At 40.9% G+C, this 20,979-nt stretch carries 17 protein-coding genes and 1 pseudogene; 13 read left to right on the plus strand and 5 right to left on the minus strand.

The features are described from left to right. Together KKC46_22395 and KKC46_22400 are read left to right on the plus strand one after the other, a co-directional pair. Positions 1-636, plus strand: a 636-nt coding sequence (locus KKC46_22395; GenBank protein MBU1056554.1) for a hypothetical protein, incomplete at its 5' end; no start/stop codon positions are given. 35 nt (positions 637-671) lie between these two features. Further along, a pseudogene (locus tag KKC46_22400) lies at positions 672-890 on the plus strand (hypothetical protein). Positions 891-965: 75 nt separating this feature from the next. On the opposite strand, the gene KKC46_22405 reads toward KKC46_22400, so the two are convergent. From KKC46_22405 to KKC46_22425, 5 genes are all read right to left on the minus strand, one after another. Beyond that, positions 966-2,144, minus strand: a complete 1,179-nt coding sequence (locus KKC46_22405) for a thiolase family protein (protein MBU1056555.1) — start codon at positions 2,142-2,144, stop codon at positions 966-968. Positions 2,145-2,179: 35 nt separating this feature from the next. After that, the gene (locus KKC46_22410) at positions 2,180-4,576 is read right to left on the minus strand and encodes a 3-hydroxyacyl-CoA dehydrogenase/enoyl-CoA hydratase family protein (GenBank protein MBU1056556.1); all 2,397 of its coding nucleotides are present in this window, start codon (positions 4,574-4,576) and stop codon (positions 2,180-2,182) included. A gap of 589 nt (positions 4,577-5,165) precedes the next feature. After that, complete coding sequence (locus tag KKC46_22415) at positions 5,166-6,374, minus strand: aldo/keto reductase (GenBank protein ID MBU1056557.1); 1,209 nt, start codon at positions 6,372-6,374, stop codon at positions 5,166-5,168. A 29-nt stretch (positions 6,375-6,403) separates the two neighbouring features. After that, the gene (locus KKC46_22420) at positions 6,404-7,159 is read right to left on the minus strand and encodes a hypothetical protein (GenBank protein MBU1056558.1); all 756 of its coding nucleotides are present in this window, start codon (positions 7,157-7,159) and stop codon (positions 6,404-6,406) included. Between the two features lie 128 nt (positions 7,160-7,287). Beyond that, positions 7,288-9,795 carry a PTS sugar transporter subunit IIA gene (locus tag KKC46_22425; GenBank protein MBU1056559.1) on the minus strand — a complete coding sequence of 836 codons (2,508 nt, stop codon included), beginning with the start codon at positions 9,793-9,795 and terminating at the stop codon, positions 7,288-7,290. Positions 9,796-10,236: 441 nt separating this feature from the next. Here KKC46_22425 and KKC46_22430 point away from each other — a divergent pair, with 441 nt between their 5' ends. The 11 genes from KKC46_22430 to nuoF all read left to right on the plus strand — a co-directional run bounded on the left by KKC46_22430 (position 10,237) and on the right by nuoF (position 20,971). After that, positions 10,237-10,701, plus strand: coding sequence for a low molecular weight protein arginine phosphatase (locus KKC46_22430; GenBank protein ID MBU1056560.1), 465 nt, complete (start codon positions 10,237-10,239; stop codon positions 10,699-10,701). 204 nt (positions 10,702-10,905) lie between these two features. Continuing rightward, a complete protein-coding gene (locus KKC46_22435; GenBank protein MBU1056561.1) occupies positions 10,906-11,499 on the plus strand; it encodes a TetR/AcrR family transcriptional regulator in 594 nt (197 codons plus the stop codon). Positions 11,500-11,600: 101 nt separating this feature from the next. Then, positions 11,601-12,383: an enoyl-CoA hydratase/isomerase family protein gene (locus tag KKC46_22440; protein MBU1056562.1), complete on the plus strand. Its 783-nt coding sequence runs from the start codon at positions 11,601-11,603 to the stop codon at positions 12,381-12,383. A gap of 41 nt (positions 12,384-12,424) precedes the next feature. Continuing rightward, positions 12,425-13,555: a benzoyl-CoA reductase, bzd-type, subunit N gene (bzdN, locus tag KKC46_22445; GenBank protein MBU1056563.1), complete on the plus strand. Its 1,131-nt coding sequence runs from the start codon at positions 12,425-12,427 to the stop codon at positions 13,553-13,555. A 56-nt stretch (positions 13,556-13,611) separates the two neighbouring features. After that, a complete protein-coding gene (gene bzdO, locus KKC46_22450; protein ID MBU1056564.1) occupies positions 13,612-14,922 on the plus strand; it encodes a benzoyl-CoA reductase, bzd-type, subunit O in 1,311 nt (436 codons plus the stop codon). A gap of 25 nt (positions 14,923-14,947) precedes the next feature. Continuing rightward, the gene (locus KKC46_22455; protein MBU1056565.1) at positions 14,948-15,730 is read left to right on the plus strand and encodes a CoA activase; all 783 of its coding nucleotides are present in this window, start codon (positions 14,948-14,950) and stop codon (positions 15,728-15,730) included. Between the two features lie 17 nt (positions 15,731-15,747). Next, positions 15,748-16,635 (plus strand): benzoyl-CoA reductase, bzd-type, subunit Q, encoded by an 888-nt coding sequence (bzdQ, locus tag KKC46_22460; protein ID MBU1056566.1) that lies wholly within the window; start codon positions 15,748-15,750, stop codon positions 16,633-16,635. A gap of 9 nt (positions 16,636-16,644) precedes the next feature. Further along, entirely contained in the window at positions 16,645-16,971 is a 327-nt protein-coding gene (locus KKC46_22465; protein ID MBU1056567.1) for a 4Fe-4S binding protein, read from the plus strand. A 238-nt stretch (positions 16,972-17,209) separates the two neighbouring features. Continuing rightward, positions 17,210-18,745, plus strand: a complete 1,536-nt coding sequence (locus KKC46_22470) for a (2Fe-2S)-binding protein (protein MBU1056568.1) — start codon at positions 17,210-17,212, stop codon at positions 18,743-18,745. Between the two features lie 44 nt (positions 18,746-18,789). Next, a complete protein-coding gene (locus KKC46_22475; protein MBU1056569.1) occupies positions 18,790-19,251 on the plus strand; it encodes an NAD(P)H-dependent oxidoreductase subunit E in 462 nt (153 codons plus the stop codon). A 10-nt stretch (positions 19,252-19,261) separates the two neighbouring features. Further along, on the plus strand, positions 19,262-20,971 hold the full coding sequence (gene nuoF / locus KKC46_22480) for an NADH-quinone oxidoreductase subunit NuoF (protein MBU1056570.1): 1,710 nt from the start codon (positions 19,262-19,264) through the stop codon (positions 20,969-20,971). Positions 20,972-20,979 lie beyond the last annotated feature (8 nt).

A 20,979-nucleotide genomic window follows, 5' to 3' on the forward strand; every position in this document is an offset into this window, starting at 1 on the left:
TCATCCGACGACATTGTCCCGGGAGATACGGTAACCTTCGCCCAGACAGCCAACTTCACGGACAAAAACGTTGGGACAGACAAAACCATCAACATTGCAGACATCACATTAGGCGGATCCGACGGCAGCAACTATGCCCTGACCGAAACCACTGACACCGCTGCGGCAGACATCACAGCCAGGGCCGTTACCGCCGCCTATGCCGGTACGAACAAGGTCTATGACGCCACAACAACGGCAATAGTTACAGGTTCATCCGACGACATTGTCCCGGGAGATACGGTAACCTTCGCCCAGACAGCCGACTTCACGGACAAAAACGTTGGGACAGGCAAAACGATCAACATTGCAGACATCACATTAGGCGGATCCGACGGCAGCAACTATGCCCTGACCGAAACCACCGACACCGCTACGGCAGACATCACAAAGGCGGCCATTTTCTCAACCGCCAACAACGATAACAAGACCGCTGCATTAAATAGCACCTTTGGCATATTGAACGCTACACAACAGAGTCAGGGAGATATTAGAAAGAGATACAATTTATGGTTATTGGACATAGGCACAGGCAGCAACTCCCTGGCAAATTTCATGAACACCATCCTGGTGGCACCCCAAGCAGAGTTGGAATGAATGTTCCAATATGTTTTGTTCCCCGAAGAGCAGTTTATCCAAGCGGGCTTAAAGGAAACAATATACTGCTTGATGCACGAATTCTTGCTGTGGCGGATGTTGTAGAGGCTATTTCATCCCACCGTCCTTACCGCCCTGCTTTGGGAATTGATAAGGCCCTGGAGGAAATTTCAGAAAATAAAGGCATCCTCTATGATCCGGCAGCTGTTGATGCCTGTCTGAAACTTTTTAATGAGAATGGCTATATTATATAAGAGTTTGGATAACAAAAGGCCGCCCTAAAAAGAGCGGCCTTTATTATTTATAAAAATACTATTTACAATATATGACTAATCACATAACTCAAACAAAGCCGCAGCTCCCATACCGCCGCCGACGCACATTGATTCTACTCCATATTTAACGCCTTTTTCCCTCATGTTTGACAAAAGAGTCGCGGTCAGCTTGGCACCGGTAGCTCCAAGAGGATGACCAAGAGCAATTGCACCGCCATGGATGTTTACTTTAGCCATGTCAATTCCTAGTTCCTGAATGCAGTACAGGGCCTGTGAAGCAAATGCTTCGTTTATTTCAAACAACCCTATTTCTTTTAAATCAACTCCTGCAATTTTTAATAGTTTTGGAATTGCATATTTTGGCCCTACGCCCATCTCATCGGCACGACAGCCGACCGTGGTATAGCATTTTACTTTTGCGAGTGGCTTTATACCTAATTCTTTTACTTTATCTTCACTCATTATAATTGCGGCTCCGGCTGCATCGGTTGTCTGTGAAGAGTTTCCGGCAGTAACAGTACCGCCCACAGAAAAAACAGCCCTTAATTTGCCCAGACCTTCTACAGTTGTTTGAGGCCGGATTCCATCATCATAATCGATTATAAAAGTCTCTTTTATAAAAGTTCCGTCCTTTTGCATAACATATTTTATTGCAGGTGTTGGCACTATCTCTTTAAAAAGCTTCTTGTTTAATGCTTCTGTAGCCTTCATATGGGAATTAAACGCAAATTCATCCTGGGCCTGGCGGGAAATATTATAACGGGTTGCCACTGTTTCTGCTGTATTTCCCATATTGCCCCAAAGAGCGGCATGTGTTTTTGCATATTCCGGGTGCGGTCTTGGAAGATTTCCTGCCATAGGAACCATGGTCATAGATTCCACACCGCCTGCAATAACGATTTCAGACCATCCTGCCCTTACCCTTAAGGTGGCGCCAGCTATGGCCTCAAGCCCTGAAGAGCATAAACGGTTAATTGTAAATCCTGATGTTTCATCGGGGAAGCCGGCTATCTGTGCGCCAACACGACCGATATTAAGCCCTTGTTCGGCTTCAGGAAAAGCACAACCAATCGCAAAATCCTCAACATCTTTCTTTTCAATATTGGGTGTTCTTTCAACAGCTGCACTAACAATAAAAGACAGGAGATCTTCCGGTCTTGTATCCTTAAAAGTCCCTCTTGCGCTTTTGCAGCCTGGGGTTCTTACTGCTGTTACTATATATGCATCTCTCATTTAGTTTTCCTCCCTGAGATTAAGATATTCAATTATTAGTTTCTAAGAGGCTTGCCTGTCGACAACATATGATCGATTCTTGCCACTGTTTTTTCTTCATGCAGAAAATCAATAAAGGCCTGTCTTTCAAGCTTTAAAATTATTTCTTCATCAATTTGGCTGTTTGATCTTACATCTCCGCCGCTTATTACAATACCGATTCTTTTTGCCAGAAAGGCATCATACTCGCTGACATATTTTCCATTGAACATGTTTAACATTTCAACATTAACCATGCCCTGGGCTGCATCACCGAATACTAAGAGCTTTCTTTTAACAGGAGGAGCATAACCTTCATCAAGCATCTTTAAAACTTCTTTTTTCGCTTCGCCGATAAGATAATCACGGTTAAATACTATCCTGTCATTTGGCCCGAGAAATCCTATAGATCTTGCATCAGCAGCAGAACTTGAAACCTTTGCTGATGAAATCGCCATAAAAGCAGGAATAAAATATTTAGCCAGATCGATTCCTCTTATACTTGCTTCGGGAATTGTTGATACAAATTTTTTCCAGAGATTCAAACATCCGCCACCGGAAGGAATTAATCCGACTCCTATTTCAACAAGCCCCATATAAAGCTCGGAATGGACAACCATCCTGTCTGCTCCAAGGCATACTTCGCAACCACCGCCAAGAGTTAAACCATATGGCGCTGCAACTACAGGAAAAGAAGAATATCTTTCTCTCTGGACCGCCTGCTGAATCCTTTCCAGCATAGCATCAATTTCATCAAATTTCTTTTCCTTGGTCAGTGCTCCAACCGGAACCAGATCGGCTCCTGCCGAAAATACTCCGGATTGATTGCCGATAACAAGACCTGCACCATTCTGATCTACATAATCAAGAGATTCATTGATGAAATCTATAACCTCGTTATTTAATGCATTCATCTTGGTATGAAATTCACAGCAGAAAACGCCATCACCCAGATCTACAATAGATGCTGATTTGCTGTCTTTTACAATCTTGTTATTTGCTTTAAGCCCTGCAAGAGAAATAATATTGCTGCTTACAACATATTCAACATAAGCTTTGGTGTTAAAATCATAATAGGATATTTTGCCGTTTTCGGTTTTATAAAATGATGTTATTCCTGATGCCAGCATGTTTTTCACATTTTCAGGAACTTTCAAGCCATCTTTTTCCATCATTTCAACTGATTTTTGAACACCAATGGCATCCCATGTTTCAAAGGGACCCATTTCATAATTGTAGCCCCATTTCATTGAGTTATCTATTTCAATTATAGTATCCGATATTTCCGGAATTCTTGTTGCTGCATATATCAGTCCGTTTGCAATTACTTTCCATACATACTTTGCACCCTTATCATCAGCATAAACAATTGCTTTTAATTTATCGGAAAGTGTTCTTGCTTTTTTTGCTTCTCCAAGGCAGGCAAAATCAGGTTTTCCAAATTCTTCATATTCTAATGTTGCGGGGTTTATCACCTTTTTAAGTTTCTTTTTGTCAGGCGTTTTTTCAGTCTTATAAAAACCCGCCTTAGTTTTATTTCCAAGGAGCTTTTTATCAATCATTTTATTAATGAAATCAGGAATAACAAAGGTATCCCTTTCTTCATCATTTACAACAAGCTCATAGGTGTTTTTTGAAACATGCCCCACCGTATCAAGGCCTATCATATCGGAAGTCTTGAATATCGCTGTAGACGGTCTGCCTATGGCAGGCCCAAGGAGAGCATCCACCTCATGAATCTTAAGACCTTCTTCCATCATAAGCTGCATGGATTTGATCATAGTCTGGACACCTATTCTGTTTCCAATAAAATTCGGGGTATCCTTTGCTATTACAATTCCTTTACCAAGGATTTTTTCCCCGAAATCAGACATGAAGCTAAGCACTTCCGGAAGTGTTTCAGCCCCCGGTATAATTTCCAGAAGCTTCATATATCTTACCGGATTGAAAAAATGTATCCCCATAAAATGTTTTTTAAAATCATCGCTGAGTCCTTCCGACATTGATTTTAAAGGAATACCGGAAGTATTTGAGGAAACAATGGAGCCTTGTTTTCTGACTTTTTCAATTTTTGTGAAAAGATCGCGTTTAATTTTAAGATTTTCAAGAACTACTTCAACGATCCAATCACATGATGCAAGCTTGTCAAAATCGTCCTCAAGATTTCCTATTGAGATCAGATCGGCATCTTTTTTATGCATAAGTTGTGGTGGTCTTGATTTTATAATGGAATCCAAACCGGCCTTTACTATTTTATTTCTTTCCTTAGGGTCTTTTTTCTGCTCATCTGTCAAATCGAACGGAACAATATCCAGCAACAGTGTCTTGATACCTGCACTGGCGATAAGTGCTGCTATTCCTCCACCCATAACACCGGAGCCGATAACAGCGGCAGTTCTTATTTTTCTCATAATTACCTCCTGAAATAATGTTGATGAAACCGTAAAAAACCTCACATCGTCATACCGGTAAAAGCCGCCATCCGAAGCATATTAATTTAACCGGATGCCCCCGGCTCACAACATGCCGGAACACGCTTCTCAAGTCCGACATGACAAAACAGGATTTTATTGACTTTTTACGGCATTATAATTGTTATAGTGCCCGATTATTTAACAGACGATTAATCTTTATGTCAAGTTCATAAAAAAACTATATTTTCCCTTTAAATCCCATTAAATTACTATGAATTTGTGGAATTAACCGAATGTTTAAGATTTCCGGAAGCTTTAATGTTTCAACTTACAAATCAGGAATTTATAAACTTGGATTCATATTTTAATCAATCAGTAATCATATAAATTAATTTGAAAATCTATATAATCTTTTGAACAGATATTTTGCAATAATATTTGGATTTCCTGCGAAAGAGATGGTGATTTTATAAACGCTCTAATGTTCTACCCTGGTTGGGGGCCGTCTGCTTAGAATCCAATAACTCTCTTTTTTGACGGCAGCTTCGGGCCCATCAGTTGCTTGATCAGTTCTGTCGCAACAATAATTTTATTCCTGAGAAAGCGATCCCATGAAAAGTTGTTTTGCAAGCGTATCAAATTGTTTCAGGTTGTCTCCTTCAAGCTCTTGCACCACCTTTTCCAAAAACTCGGGTATGTTTATTTGCTGAGGACATTTTTCCAGGCATTCATCGCACTGCACGCATTGGGAAGCATAACCCGGGTTTCCGGTAGCAATACCGCAATTTCTCACAGCATATAAAAATGGGGCTTCATCCGCATTTCCAAACATATGTAAGTCATTATAGGTTTCAAAACATATGGGAATCGAAACATCGGAAGGGCAGGGCAGACAATAACCGCATCCGGTACAGTTGATTTTCATGATGTCCACATAAGTGTGGGCTGCTTTATCAATAAGGTTCAATTCATCTTTTGTAAGAAAGTTTGGCAGCGCTGTATCAGCAATTGCGAGATTTTCTTCTATGTGAGATTCTTCGTTCATTCCTGAAAGTACTACCGTAACTTCCGGATGGTTCCACACCCAGCGAAGCGCCCATTCCACAGGAGTTCTTTGCTGTTTTGCCTTTTGCCATATGGCGGCTATTTCGGGAGGCGGGACAGGCCTGCCCAGGTTTCCTCCCCGCAAAGGTTCCATAATGATGACTCCCAGATCTTTTGCCGCTGCATACATAAGCCCCTGCTTTCCTGCCTGATTATTTTCATCAAGGTAGTTATACTGAATCTGGCAGAATTCCCAGGGGTGGGCATCCACAATCCGTTTGAAATCATCCAGTATTCCATGAAATGAGAATCCGGCGTTTACAATCCGTCCATCCTTTTTTGCCTTGTCCAAAAAATCTAAAACATTTAACGCATTGAGTGAATCCCAGAGATATCCGTTCAGACCATGAAGCAGGTAATAGTCAATCCGGTTGGTATTCAGCTTTTTGAGCTGGGCATCAAGATACAGGTCCATATCCTGCCTTGATTTGATGAGCCATGATGGAAGTTTTGTGGCAAGTTTTACTTTATCCCGGTAACCGCCTGAAAGAGCTCGTCCTAAAAAAGGTTCGCTTTCTCCCCCATGATATGGCCAGGCCGTGTCAACATAATTTACTCCTGAATCAATAGCATGACGTATCTGGTTTATAGCACGTTCTTCATCTATCTTTCCGTTTTTTTGAGGAAGGCGCATTGCCCCGAATCCCAATATTGAAAGTTTGTCGCCGTTCTTTTTTACGGTTCTGTAAAGCATTTTCACTTCCTTTCGTGTACTCTATTTTACTAAAATTTTGCATTAATAATCGGCATAAACCGCATATAGCCTTTTTCTATATGATTTAGAATACCAACCTGTATTCCTCTCATGTTGATGCATTCGTTATAAAGTCCAACTTGAATACCCGTGACATTGTCTGAATAGTTGAAGGTTCCAATCTGAATGCCGGTTATGCTGCTGTTTTTGCCATTATTAAAATTATAGAGTCCACCTATCTGGATTCCTTTAACTGTGGAGGCAACATTGCCAACCAGACCAATTTGAATACCTGTAGCATCGTTGGTAACGCCGTTTCCTAAACCGCCTATTTGTATTCCGTAAAGATGATCGGTAGTATTACCAAGACATGCTATCTGTATACCTATCCCCATAAAGTCACCGGGATCTCCAGCGGCATTATTCATTATTCCGGCAATCTGTATGCCAGTAAAATTATGGGAACTGTTAACGCCCAGTCCGAGATCAATTCCGGACACATCGGCATTCCTGCCATAGACCAAATTTAGGCGTAATCCAACTATATCCTTGTCCTCATTAAATAGTTGCAGTGGATTAAAAACGGAAAACTGAAAAGGCGACCATCCGTTTTTTATAGCTTTTGGTGCCTCTGACGGACTTTGCCTGGTTTCCGCGCTTGCACTAAATGCAGACATAAATACTATTGCCACTATCAGTAAGGCTAAACGCTTTATCTTAATCTTCCAACATCCTGAGAAGAAGCTATGAGGAAAGTTAGGGTACAGGTATTGATATATTGACATAATCATTATTTTCCTTTGGTAGCATACGTCTTATTAAGAACTCAAGAACTTAAAATGTGCCCACCCTTGCTCGTTCCGTTAAAAACCATTATTTCCATGGTAACCTTTCTTGTTTTTATATTGGCTCTTTATTCCTGTCTTTTTCTTTTTGACTGCAAGATAATAGCGCGCAGAGACTTTTCATCTTTTGCCCTTAACCATTTATTCGCAAAATATGGATCCTGAACAATTTGAGCAATAGCAGAAAGAGCACGAAGATGAAAATTGCGCTCGTCTTTGGTTCCAACCAGCGCAAATACAGCATATACCATGGGGTTTGATTCTGAAAAATGAATTCCTTCTTTGCAACGGGCAAGAAGGATGTCGAATTTATGTTCTCCTTCCAAAATAATATGCGGTATGGCTATACCCGGACTTATTGCTGTACTGCTTTCTTTTTCTCTTTCGGAAATCAAATTGAAAAGAAGATCAGCTTTAATGTCAAGTTCACCAGCCATTTCTTTTGCCATCAACTTAAACAGTTCATCTATGTCTATAGTATGAGGAATATCGATTACTTTGCACTTTTCAATAAATCTGTCGAAGCGGTCTTTTGGAATAACAGTTTCTTCGCGAATGATTTCTTTTACTTCCGCTTCAAGAAAGTTAGACGAAAGTTCTTTTGGAGTAACAGTTTCTATAAGATGCAAAAGAGCATATTCTCTGTTTGTATCGAAACGTAAAGATATTTCCTTAAGACTTTTTGACAAACCGACAATGGTTACCAAATCACCAATTTCAAGCCTGGTGTATCCATGCGATACCAGCAACTGACCACGACGGCGGACGGATATAATAAGTGTATCTGCCGGAAGCCTTAAATCACGAAGCGCAATGCCGTGTAAGCTTGGATTCCGAAGCTCAAGCTCAACAGAATCCTGGTTTTCTTCCATTCCGAGTAAAAGTGATACGGCCATAGGCGAGCGGACAAAATGATCCAGAAGGCTTACAATTGCTGTCGAAGGGTCAACAATTAAAACCCCCAGAGCATGGAATCGTTTAAAATTGGCCCGATTATTTAAACGTACTACCAAATTTCTTGTTCCGAAATGCTCATAAGCAAGTTCGCAAATCTTATAATTTTCTTCGTCAGATAGCATTACAATAATGGCTTCAGCTTGTTCTGCTTTCAATTGCTCCAGCATTTGTATATTTATTTCCGTTATTGATAAAATTTCAATATCGGAATTGTTGGCATCATTATAACCATTACTATTACTGCCTGAGTCATCCAATGTTGCTATTTGAACCTGCCAGCCATGAGATCGTAAAGATCCGGCAAGAGCAAGCGATTGCCCTTCAAGTCCAAATATTATTGCACTTAAGATACCGTCAAACTCCGGAGTATCTGCACGCGGATGTGCTTCTCCAGCTTCTCTGAGAGCCCATTTAAACATGGGTGGGCCGATTAACTGGTTTAATACTATAACTGCGATAATTATTGTAGCAAATGGAGTTCCCCATTCCGGAAATTCTACAACTGCTTGTTTCGCAAGACCCAAGCCGAGTCCGGCCTGGGTTATAAAAGACATCCAGCCGATACGATTTGCTTTTATAGGGATTTTTGCAAGAACTCCGTACCCAAAAGTTCCGAAAATTGTGGCAACCAGACGAACAGCGAATAAAACAAGCGCAATCTGCCAGGTATTTGCCAAAACATCCAGTGATAGTGAAGCACCGGTTAATGTAAAAAAGGCTATGTAAACCGGAGGGCCTGCATCATGAAGAATTTTTGAGAACTCCAATCGGTGTTTACTGTAGTTGGTTGCTATGAAGCTAGCTATCATGCAAATAAGCAAAGGTTCCAGAAGTATTTCAAAAGCGAATCTGGTATGAGTAAATTCGCGGATTATATTGGATAATACGAAAACACTGTATCCTGACAGTATAATACTCCCGGTTTTTATAATGCTTTGCATCCGCCTGGACAAAATGTACTGAATAAGTTTTCCGACAAAATACCCCAGCAAAAGTGATACTGACATTTCAACCAAAAATATTACTATAAAGCTTAAATCAAAGCTTAAGCCAGTTAAAAGAGAATTAGCTATTGAAGAATTTATGGCGTATAGAGTTATTACCGCTACATCCAAAATCATTGTAACGCCAAGAACAGTTTGCGTAAAAGGTCCTTTGGCACGAAGTTCATTAACAATAGCAATGGCCGAAGATGGAGAGCGAGTAACCAGAATAGCTCCCGCCAGTATGGAAACAGCCAGACGGCCGTCCACCGGCATTTCACGCATAAAAGGTATAAAATCGGATAAAAAGAAAATAGTTAAAGTGCAGAATGAAAAAGTGAAAACCAAAAGGCCAAGAGTCACTAATGTAATGATTTTAAAACGACTTTTAAGTTCTTCCAGATACAGTTCGTTGCCGGCTGCAAAAGCTATAAATCCTAAGGATATTTCGTCAACAAAACGTAATTTTTCCGTAGTTTCTATTGAAATGAGCCCTAACATGTAAGGTCCGGCAACAATTCCGGTAAAAAGAAACCCTGTAATTAAGGGCAGCTCAGCCTTAGCAAAAAAATGTCCTATTTGCTTTGAAGCAAGAGAAATAATTGTAAAACCTGCTAAAAATATTAGTATTTCAATAAAATATTCCATTGAGCCCTAATTTTTAACAAGATACTTTTTGTGTCCAAAAAGATATATTACGGACACATTATGTGATTTTAAAATACTTTTAGGAAAGTTACGGTGTGAAAAAAACTGTTTGCAATATAGCATAGATAGAACAAAACGGTCAAATTATTATGAGCAAGAATATATTGAATATTAACTATAACAGAAAATTATTGTTCTTGATTATTTTCAATATCTTGTTAAATTATATGCTGTTTGTTTTAGGAATCGTATTACGAAATAGCCAAAATGGTGAGTCAGTTTCAAAACGCCCCATTTTGGCCGATCTTATGCGTTGGGCTCAAATTTTAATTCTCGAAATACTAAGTGTGTTCCTGTGGTTGAAATTTTCGCCCGCCTTGAGCTTGACCAAACTAAAACGTTTTGAAATTGGCTCTGGTGAATAGCGTTATGAAGATTCTGTTTGTTTGTACAGCAAATATTTGCCGCAGTTTTATGGCGGAAAATATTTTTAATAAATTAGCTGCTGAAAATGGACTCATTAATATTTCAGTTGTATCGGCAGCAATTCTTGATATGAAAGGGGCGCCTGCAGACCAGAAGGCCATCGAAATACTTAAGGAAAATGGTATTGATGTTTCAGATCACAAATCAACTCTTCTGACTGAAAATATTGTATCAGAATCGGATAAGATACTTGTTATGACTCACCAACATAAAGAAACTATAGCAGAAAAATATCCGGATGCAAAAGATAAGATTTTTCTGCTAAAATCTTTTTCCATAAGCTGCTCAGAACAAGATGACAATCATTTTTATGACATCAAAGATCCCTATAAACTATCAGATTTTCATTATAGGGATTGTTTTGCAGAAATCTATATATCCATTGAAGGCTTGATGAAATACATATAGCTTATTAACTTATTGATATAATAGTTTATACATTGCACCACTTTTAAGTGGTAAGGTAGCTTTCCAGAAGTAAATTTTTTAATTTTTTTCTTGACAACTACCGGAGAGAAGATTATTGTTTTCCTTACTAAGCGGTCGTTCGCTAAATTCATTAAATATTTCCGGCGTCTGGCTGATAGTTGTCGCAAGGGAGAGCATGTTCAGATGGGAAAATCCGATCTTGAAGCTAAAATATTAGATACGGCAACGGAACTTTTTGCTGAACATGGCTATGTCAAAGCATCAGTTCGTGACATCGCCAAACTTGTAAAAGGCAGCAATTCTTGTTTGTATGTTTATTTCAAGAATAAAGATGAAATACTTTTTAGAATTATAACCGATGTAGGATCAGAGCTTTTAGATGAACTTAATAAGGTTATAGGCAAACATGAAGATCCTGTTGAATGTTTGCGTAATATGATAGTCACCCAGATATTGTTTTCAATCAATGCTGCCAAAAAAATGAAAATTTACCTTGAAGAACAATATCAGTTGCCGCCTTCCTTGAAAGAAAAAGCTCTTGATCAGCACAGGCAGTTGTATGACCTTTATTATAAAAAGATTTGCGAGCTTGAGGATAAAGGGCTTCTGTACCAGAAAATTGATAAGGTTGTAATGACGTTTGGGGTATTTTCAAATATAAATTGGGTATATAGGTGGTTAAATCCTGTGGGGCGACTTCCGGTGGAAGAGGTTGCCAGGCAAATGGCAGATATGCTTTTGCGGTCTGTTTTGAAAAATCAGCCATCAGATATATAAGGTAAAAGTAATTTAAAGAATTTTGATTATGAGCCAGATTTTAGAAATTATGCACCATGGTATATTTTTTGGTGCGGATGCTAATTGGGGAGGGATGCAGTATGAACTATGAAAATATCATTTACGAGGTAAAGGACAGTGTCGGGTTTCTAACCGTCAATCGTCCTGACAAGCTTAATGCTCTCAATGCAAAGGTTATTGATGAAATTATTCACGTTCTTGCTGAGGTTAAGAAAAGTGAAGAAGTAAAAGCTCTGGTTGTAACCGGCTCCGGCTCCAAAGCGTTTGTTGCCGGTGCTGACATTCCTGAGATTCAGGCGGTTGGATTAAAAGATGGCATGGATTTTTCGCGAAGAGGCCAGGAAATGACCCGGAATATTGAAGAGCTTGGCAAGCCAAGTATTGCAGCTGTTAATGGATTGGCGCTTGGTGGGGGTTGTGAATTGGCGCTTGGCTGCACATTCAGGATTTTATCAGAAAACGCTAAACTGGGTTTACCTGAACTTGCTTTAGGTGCTATGCCGGGGTATGGAGGGACGCAGCGTATGAGCAGAATGATTGGTAAATCCCGCGCACTTTGGATGATGCTTACAGGGGATATGCTTGATGCCCAGGAAGCCTTGAGAATAGGGGTTGCTAATAAGGTTGTAAAGCCCGAAGAATTGATGGATGTTGCTACTGAGACTGCAAAAAAGATTGCTAAAAAACCATCGTTGGCCGTTAAGATGGCTATAATGTCCGTAAATCATGGATGTGAAATGGATTTGGAATCGGGCTTGTTTCTGGAATCTGCTCTGGCTAATGTTCTATTGGGATCACAGGATAAAACTGAAGGCATAGCGGCGTTTATGGAAAAAAGAAAACCCATCTTTACAGGTAAATAATAATTTTTGTAATAGTAAATTGATAGAAGGAGGAGCATAGAATGTTTAGTCAATTTAAGGATTGGTATGAAAAACGGCATGATTATGCCAAGGATTGGAAGAATAGAACCGGCGGCAAGGTTATGGCTTATATGTGTACCTATGTGCCGGAAGAAATTTTGTACGCCGCCGATATATTGCCGGTCAGGGTTTTTGGCAGCCACGAGGCTTCGGATCTCACTGAGCAGCATATTTTTGGAATGTATTGTCCTTTCTGCCGTGATTGTGTGGCCCAGGTAATGGAAGGCAAGTATGATTATGCTAATGGAGTAATGATCGCACAGGCCTGTTTGCATATGAGGCAGGTTTATTCTAGTTGGGAGATACATAAACCGACTGAGTTCATGTATTATATGCCCTTCCCTATAGCCATAGAAAGTCCGCATGCAAAGCCACATCTTGTTGGAGAATATAAAGTATTTATAGAAGCGGTAGAAAAGTGGACTGGAAAGAAGATTACAGATCAAGACCTGGACCGTGGAATTGAAATTTTAAATAAAAATAGACAATTAATGCGTGAAGTATATAAACTTCGTAATCTGGATAACCCACCGTTGACCGGTGTTGAGTGTATGCACATGACAACTTCCAGCCAGATGGTGGATAAAAGAGAACATAACAAGGCGTTGGAAAAGCTTTTGAAAGAGTTACCTTCGCGGAAAATGGATCGCGAAGCCGGCATCCGCCTGATGATTGTAGGAAGTGAAAGTGATGATATTGAATTCATGGAGATGGTGGAATCTCTAAATAGTACCTTTGTTGCTGATGACCATTGTACTGCCAGTCGGGCTTTCTGGAATAGTGTTGTGCCACAGGAAGACAGATTGCTTGCAATTGCCACCCGGTATCTTGAACGCCCGCCCTGTCCTACCAAGGATACTACCAAAGACTTTGTACGGTTTAAGCATGTTATGGAAATGGCCAAGGAGGCTAATGTTGAAGGTGCTGTTATTATTCAGCAAAAATTCTGCGATCCCCATGAAATCGATATTCCTCTGCTAAGACAACGATTCGAAGATAACGGGATTCGTACCTACTTCCTGGAATTGGATGTTACCGTTCCTATAGGGCAATTCAAGATTAGGATAGAGGCTTTCTTGGAAATGTTAAGAGCGGACGAGCTTCCTTACTAACTGTATAGGGAAACCGGTTAATTCTTTAGAAATTAATAATTAAGGAGGATATACAAATGTCTGATATAAAGAGGTATAAAACAGAGCCTCTAAAATGTTGGGGTAAGGCCAAGGAATTAAGGGCTAAATATTACAGAGATTATCAAGAGGCCAGATCAAAAGGAGGAATTTGCTGGAGCGGCGGAGCAGAAGCTATTGATGTAATACCTTATGCTTTTGGGGATGATGTTCATGCCTTGACAGCAGAGCCCTATGCAGCCGCTATTGCTTTTGATCCTGAGTTTGCCCACAAATGTGAGTCTGCGCTGGAGTCAAAAGGGTGGGCGCGCGATATGTGCGCTTATTTGCGTAATTATTGGGGATCCGTATTAATTGACGAATATGCTTTCGGAGGTCCTTTCCCAAAACCTGATTTTAATCTTCAATCCGGGTTTTGCTGTACGCATGCCAAATGGTTCCAGGTGTTAAGTCTGTGGGAAGATGTTCCCTATTTTAATATTGATATTGCAACAATTCCTTTCTGGAAAGAAGAATATCCGCACAGGTTGAAGTATATTGTTGATCAGATGCAAGAAAGCATTGAATTTATCGAAAAAGTTACCGGCAGAAAATGTGATGACGAGCGCTTGATTGAAGGTGTTTATAATGATTCGCGGACAACCTCACTCTGGGCTAAAATCACTGAGCTTAATCAGAATACTCCGGCACCGTTAGATGAAAAATCCATGTACTCTCTTTATGTATTTACTACTCTGGATCGTGCCAGAGGAGAATTTGTGGAGTTTTACGAAGAACTTTATGCCGAAACAAAAGATCGCGTTGAAAGAGGAATCGCTGCTCTGGCTACCGAGCGTTTCCGGCTTATGAGTGACAGCCAGCCGCCATGGGCGTTTTTAAGGGTATGGAGATATTTGGAGCAGTTCGGAGTAGTATCTACCGGATCTATATATACTATCGGTTTGGAAGGAGTTTGGGATATTGCAGACGACTGGAGTTTAACTCCCAGGGAAGATTTAAAGTCAAGGGGTGTTGTACTTAAAACCAGAGAAGATGCTTTAACAGCAATGGCCGATTGGCATATGAGACGACCCATTTATGCCATGTTCTATAATGCCGACTGGAAGAGCCAATTGATGAAACAATATGCAAAACAGTGGAACTGTGATGCCGCTATGCTACATCTAAATCGTGGATGTGAAGGTACATCTTTGGGGATTATGGAAAATCGTGCGGCATTAATTAAAGAAGGACTTCCGGTATTGACATATGAAGGCAATATGGGAGATGACCGCGATTTTGATGAAGGCAGAACGATAGCAAGAATTGATACTTTTATGGAAGGTCTGGGCTTGAACAAACTGACCTAGACTGTATTTTTTATAAGGAGGTTTTATGATAACAGCAATAACAGCGGGGATAGATCTTGGAGCAAAGACTGTTAAAGTGGTGATTCTCAAGGGCAAGGATGTTATCGGCAGAGGAATAGCCAATACGGGTTTAGACCAGAAAGAGTCGGCCGAGAAAGCATTTAAAGCCGCTCTTAAAGAAGCAAATATAGATCAGAAGGATATTGACAGAGTTACATCTACAGGTGGGGGCCGGATGGAGGCGCCATATGCAAACAGCCAGGTTACCGAGGTAGGAGCTGATGCCAAGGGAGCTGTTTTTTTAAATCCCGCAGTTCGTACGGTAATAGATGTAGGAGGAGAAGAGGGTCGTGGTATTAAGGTTTCTGAGGCAGGCAGGGCTATGGATTTTGCCATTAATGAAAAATGTGCAGCCGGAGCCGGAGCTTTTACCGAAGCAATGGCAAGGGCTTTGGAACGTCCTTTAAAAGAATTCGCCGAGCTTGCTCTTAAATCTACAAAAAGTATACCCATGAATGCCCAGTGTGCGGTGTTTGCAGAATCCGAAGTAGTTTCTCTTATCCATGCAAAAACCCCTCATGAAGATATTTCAAGGGCAGTCCATGATTCCATTTCCGACCGGATTATCTCAATGGTCAGAAGAGTAGGTATAGAGAAGGAGGTCATGCTGATCGGTGGAGTGGCATATAATGTAGGGTTTATAAATTCCCTTAATTTAGGCTTGAAACTGGAAGTAATAGTTCCTGAGTATCCTGAATATGTAGGAGCACTGGGAGCCGCACTGGTAGCCGCTGAAAAACAAGAATAGATGGAGGTTTAACGATCATGGCTGAAGAAGAAAAAAAAGAATATTGGAGATGGCTGGAGTCAACTTGGGTCAGCCCGGATATAGATTGGAAAAAAGGGAAAGTTATTAGTGCCGGTGTGGACGTTGGTTCGGTAAGTACCCAGGCGGTAATTATGGTAGACGGCGTATTGTATGCTTACGCTAATATGAGAACAGGATCGGATAGCCCGAACAGTGCCCAAAATGCTTTTAACAAGGCATTGGAAGGAACTGATATGACAGAAGCGGACATTCATTATTGCGTGGGTACAGGTTATGGCCGTGTTAATGTTCCAATGGCAAAAAAAGCAATTACAGAAATAGCTTGTCATGCTCGTGGAGCAAACTTTATGTATGGCCCAACCGTTCGTACCGTTCTTGATATGGGCGGACAGGATTGTAAGGCGATCAGAATTGATGAAAAAGGAAAAGTTGAATCCTTTTTAATGAATGATAAATGTGCTGCCGGAACCGGAAGAGGTATGGAAGTATTCTCCGATCTGTTGACTATTTCTATTAACGATGTTGGTAAAATGTCTCTGGAAGTTGAAGAAGAGCCTGAACCTGTAAGCAGTACCTGTGTTATTTTTGCAAAAACCGAGGCAACCGGCCTGCTCAGAGCCGGATGGCCCAAAAATAAAGTTTTGGCTGCATATTGTCGTGCAATGGCCGGCAGGGTTAATGAACTGCTGCAACGTAACGGTGTGGAAAAGGATTTTGCAATTACCGGAGGAATAGCCAAAAACATAGGTGTTGTTTCAAGAATAGAAACACTTTTAGGATTAAAAGCACTTCCTCCAAAATATGATACTCAGCTTGCCGGAGCTGCCGGAGCGGCTTTATTCGGAAAAGGCTTGTATGAGAAAGAACTTAAGTCCAAAGGTTAAGGAGAAGCTATGCTTGCCAATTATGGATATAAAGATGGCTCGGGAGATTATTTTATAACTATTGATACTGATAAGTGCAATGGTTGTGAAAAATGTGTCCAGGCTTGTCCTCAGTCTGTTTTTGAGATGGGCGAGGATGACAGCGATCCTATGCGCGAAGATCTGGTTGCAAGGGTAAGTGGAGAACAGCGTAAGAAACTTAAATATGCCTGTGCTCAATGTAAAACATATATAACTAATCTTTCCGGAGAGAAAAACGAAGATACGGTAAAAGAGATAGCGAAATTACCCTGCGTTAGTTGTTGTGAAGTCGGAGCTATCGATCATTCCTGGTAGATGGATGTAGTTTTAATATTGTTGTATCATAACGGCCTGTTCAAAAGAGTCCCTTCGCAAGGGAAGGTACGCCTTATTTTCGAAGGGACTCAAATATATCATCGGATTTTATTTGATTTGAAAAAAGAGTATTAGTCTGTCAACAGGTCCAAATGGCGAGTAGTACCCGGCCTGTGTTTATACTCTTAAGAGATAGGCCGGACATTTAAATAGTTTTTGTTTATTTTGGAGGCAGGATATGGCCGAGATTAGTCTGATAATTGACGATAAGGAAGTAAAAACTGAGGCAGGAAAGACTGTATTGCAGGCCGCTTTGGAAGCAGATATTTATATTCCGACTCTTTGTTCACATCCGGACTTACCTAATTTTACAAGTGTAAAACCGAGTGAATTTATTTATCAGGGTGAAAATAAGATTGTCTCAGATGAAGTTTCCGAATATGAAGGCGGTTGCATGTTATGTATGGTTCAAATTGAGGGAAACGACAACTTATCTTTTGCATGCCGTACCGAAGCAACAGAAGGAATGACAATAAAGACCGGCAGCCCTGAGATTCAGGCTGCGAGAGAAGAAAATCTGGCGGTTATTTTAGCCGACCATCCCCATGCTTGTCTCACATGTGCCCAGAGAGAAGGCTGTACTCGGGAGCCATGTTCCAGCAATGTTGATGTTAAAGAACGCTGTTGTCCCAGACTGGGAAATTGTGAGTTGCAGAAAGTTGCAAACTTTATTGGTATTGCTGAAGATACACCAAGGTTTATCCATAAAAATCTTCCTATTCTGAAAGAAGATCCGTTATATAACAGAGATTTTAATCTTTGTATCGGATGCTTGCGGTGTGTTAGGGCATGCAATTTGCTTCGTGGATGTGAAGTATTGGGTTATGCCGTAAATAGCGGAAAGGTTGCTGTAGGAACGAAAAAAGCGCCTTATCTGGCGGATGCCGATTGTAGTTTCTGCGGAGCTTGCATAGAAGTTTGTCCCACTGGAGCACTTACGGATAAAATAAAAATTTCGGAAGCCAATCGTGAAAAATCTTTCGTTCCCTGCAAACATACATGTCCTGCCGGGATAGATGTGCCACGATATATTCGGTTGATATCAGAAGGAAAATATGACGAAGCTGTAGCGGTAGTCAGGGAAAAAGTGCCCTTTCCTGGAGTATTGGGGTATGTTTGTTACCATCCTTGTGAAACTGTATGTAGACGCGGGGATGTGAACCAGGCTGTTTCCATTTGCGCTCTGAAAGGATTTGCAGCCATAAATGACGAGAAATCTTGGAAAGATAAAATAAAGATTGCTTCGCCCACCGGCAAGAAAGTAGCTATTATAGGCTCCGGTCCTGCAGGTTTGACTGCTGCCTATTATCTTGCAAAGCTTGGGCATCAGATAACCGTTTTTGAAGGTTTGTCTGAAGCCGGCGGTATGATGCGGGTTGGTATGTCCGGCAAAACTCTTCCGGCGGATATTCTTGACGAGGAGATAAAAACAATAAGTGATCTTGGAGTTAACATAAAGACAAACAGCAAGATAGAATCAATTGATGAGCTTTTTGAACAGGGATTTGATGCAATATTTGTTGCTACCGGTGCACCTCATAAAAAGTTTAATAAAGTACTTTTACAGCATCCTGATATCTTAAAAGGTTTACAGGAAGGTGAAGGATACTTTATTACTGCTGATAATGAATCTCTTGCAACAGATAAAAAAGGAATATTTGCAGGTGGTGACATAGTACGTGGACCTGCCTTGGTTAAAAAGCGACGTGCTTAATCATCATTACAATATAATAAAAGAGGTAAAAGCAAGGGCTTAAAATGAATGCGATAAATATGGAAAAAGCAAACCAAATTATCGATCAAAGAAATGAGGATAAAGGCTCTCTGATTCAGATATTGCTGGATATTCAGCAAAATTATCACTGGATTCCACCAGAAGTAGCGGCATTAATCAGTGAGCGTATTGATATACCCTTAAGTCAGGTTTACAGGGTTGCAAGTTTTTATAAATCACTAAGCTTAAAGCCCCGGGGAAAACACTTTGCCAAGGTTTGTATGGGAACAGCCTGCTATGTTCGCGGAGGAAAAGAAGTTATGGAAAAAGCAGGTGAACTTCTGGGTGTAGAGGAAGGCGGAACAACTGCTGACATGAAATTTACGCTGGAAAAAGTAAGCTGTATAGGCTGTTGTTCCTTAGGGCCCATGATAACGATAGACAATGAATACTTCGGCAAAGTTGTGCCGGATAATGTGGCCGAGATACTTGAGAATTACGAGTGAGGTGATAATTGTGACAAGACTAAACTCCGTTAGCGACCTGGAAAAATTACGAAAAGATATTTTGTCAAAAAAAGACCCTAAAAAACCGTGTTTAGCGCTTTGCGTAGGTACGGGTTGTATTCCACTGGGTGCTAAGAAGGTTTTGGCGGCATTTCAGGAAGAAATTAAAAAGCAGGGAGTAGAGGACAAAATTGAGTTAAAAGAAACCGGTTGTCCCGGCTTTTGCGAGAAAGGACCGATTGTCAGTATTTATCCCGAAGGGATTTGCTACTGTGGTGTGAAGGTAGAAGATGTTGCCGATGTTATATCGCAAACCATAGCAGGAAAGACAATTGACAGCCTGCTCTACACTGATCCTACGACCGGGGAAAAGGTTGTCCATGAAAAGGATATTCCTTTTTATAAACACCAGATGCGTCTTCTACTAGGAAATAATTCCAAACTTGATCCACGCAGTATTAACGATAGTATTGCGCTGGGAGCTTATGGCGCGCTTTGTAAAGTTCTTTCACAAATGAGTCAGGATCAGGTTATTTCCGAGGTGGAAAAATCACAAATAAGAGGAAGAGGCGGTGGCGGATTTCCTACAGGCCTGAAATGGAAGATAGCTAAAAATTCTCCCGGAAAGAAGAAATACGTTATTGTAAACTGTGATGAGGGTGATCCCGGAGCTTATATGGATAGATCGCTCATGGAAGGAAACCCACACTCAGTTCTTGAAGGGCTCATTATCGGGGCTTACGCAATGGGAGCAACTGAAGGTGTTATCTATGTGCGTGAAGAATATCCCCTTGCTGTTGAAAATACCGAAATTGCAATCAGTCAGGCTGAAGGATACGGACTTCTTGGTAAAAATATCCTTGGTTCGGGATTTGATTTTAAAGTAACTGTCAGCAGGGGCGGAGGAGCGTTTGTTTGTGGTGAAGAAACCGCTCTGATCGCATCTTTAGAAGGAAAACCGGGCGAACCCAGACAGAGGCCGCCTTTTCCGGCAACAAGCGGGCTATGGGGAATGCCGACGAATATAAATAATGTCGAAACCTGGGCCAATATACCAATCATAATTAATAAAGGCGGAGAATGGTTTAGTTCCATCGGAACCGAACGCAGCAAAGGCACAAAAATATTTTCTCTTGTGGGGAAAGTAAATAACACCGGTTTGGTTGAAGTGCCTATGGGGATTTCCTTAAGAGATATTATCTATAAGATCGGTGGAGGAATCTCAAGCGGCAAAAAATTTAAAGCCGTACAAACCGGCGGTCCTTCCGGGGGTTGCATACCGGAAGAATTTCTTGATACTCCGGTCGATTATGATGAGCTTGCAAAATTGGGTTCCATCATGGGCTCAGGCGGTATGATAGTTATGGATGAAACCACCTGTATGGTTGATCTTGCCAGATATTTTCTTGGGTTTCTTGCCGATGAATCTTGTGGTAAATGTCTTTCATGCAGGGAAGGAATCCGGCAGATGCAGGCAATCCTGACCGATATTATGGAAGGCAGAGGGCAAAAAGGTGATATTGAACTTCTTGAACGTCTGGCGGTGACTATAAAAAAAGCATCTTTATGTGCTTTGGGTCAAACCGCACCTAATTCAGTATTGACCACCCTCCGCTATTTTAGAAATGAATATGAAGAACATATCGAACATAATAAATGTTCCGCCCGGGGTAAACGCAAAGCGCAAGCTTCGGTATTAACACAGGTGAATGTGCGATAAGCTGTTTA

The sequence above is a fragment of the Pseudomonadota bacterium genome (assembly GCA_018817425.1).
In the GTDB taxonomy this organism is placed as follows: domain Bacteria; phylum Desulfobacterota; class Desulfobacteria; order Desulfobacterales; family RPRI01; genus RPRI01.

Coding starts and splice junctions, on each gene's coding strand:
- KKC46_22475 (MBU1056569.1), top strand. CDS start 18,790: ATGAATGCGATAAATATGGAAAAAGCAAACCAAATTATCGATCAAAGA.
- KKC46_22440 (MBU1056562.1), top strand. CDS start 11,601: ATGAACTATGAAAATATCATTTACGAGGTAAAGGACAGTGTCGGGTTT.
- KKC46_22470 (MBU1056568.1), top strand. CDS start 17,210: ATGGCCGAGATTAGTCTGATAATTGACGATAAGGAAGTAAAAACTGAG.
- KKC46_22415 (MBU1056557.1), bottom strand. CDS start 6,374: ATGCTTTACAGAACCGTAAAAAAGAACGGCGACAAACTTTCAATATTG.
- KKC46_22420 (MBU1056558.1), bottom strand. CDS start 7,159: ATGTCAATATATCAATACCTGTACCCTAACTTTCCTCATAGCTTCTTC.
- bzdQ (MBU1056566.1), top strand. CDS start 15,748: ATGGCTGAAGAAGAAAAAAAAGAATATTGGAGATGGCTGGAGTCAACT.
- KKC46_22430 (MBU1056560.1), top strand. CDS start 10,237: ATGAAGATTCTGTTTGTTTGTACAGCAAATATTTGCCGCAGTTTTATG.
- bzdO (MBU1056564.1), top strand. CDS start 13,612: ATGTCTGATATAAAGAGGTATAAAACAGAGCCTCTAAAATGTTGGGGT.
- KKC46_22465 (MBU1056567.1), top strand. CDS start 16,645: ATGCTTGCCAATTATGGATATAAAGATGGCTCGGGAGATTATTTTATA.
- KKC46_22405 (MBU1056555.1), bottom strand. CDS start 2,144: ATGAGAGATGCATATATAGTAACAGCAGTAAGAACCCCAGGCTGCAAA.
- KKC46_22435 (MBU1056561.1), top strand. CDS start 10,906: ATGGGAAAATCCGATCTTGAAGCTAAAATATTAGATACGGCAACGGAA.
- KKC46_22455 (MBU1056565.1), top strand. CDS start 14,948: ATGATAACAGCAATAACAGCGGGGATAGATCTTGGAGCAAAGACTGTT.
- bzdN (MBU1056563.1), top strand. CDS start 12,425: ATGTTTAGTCAATTTAAGGATTGGTATGAAAAACGGCATGATTATGCC.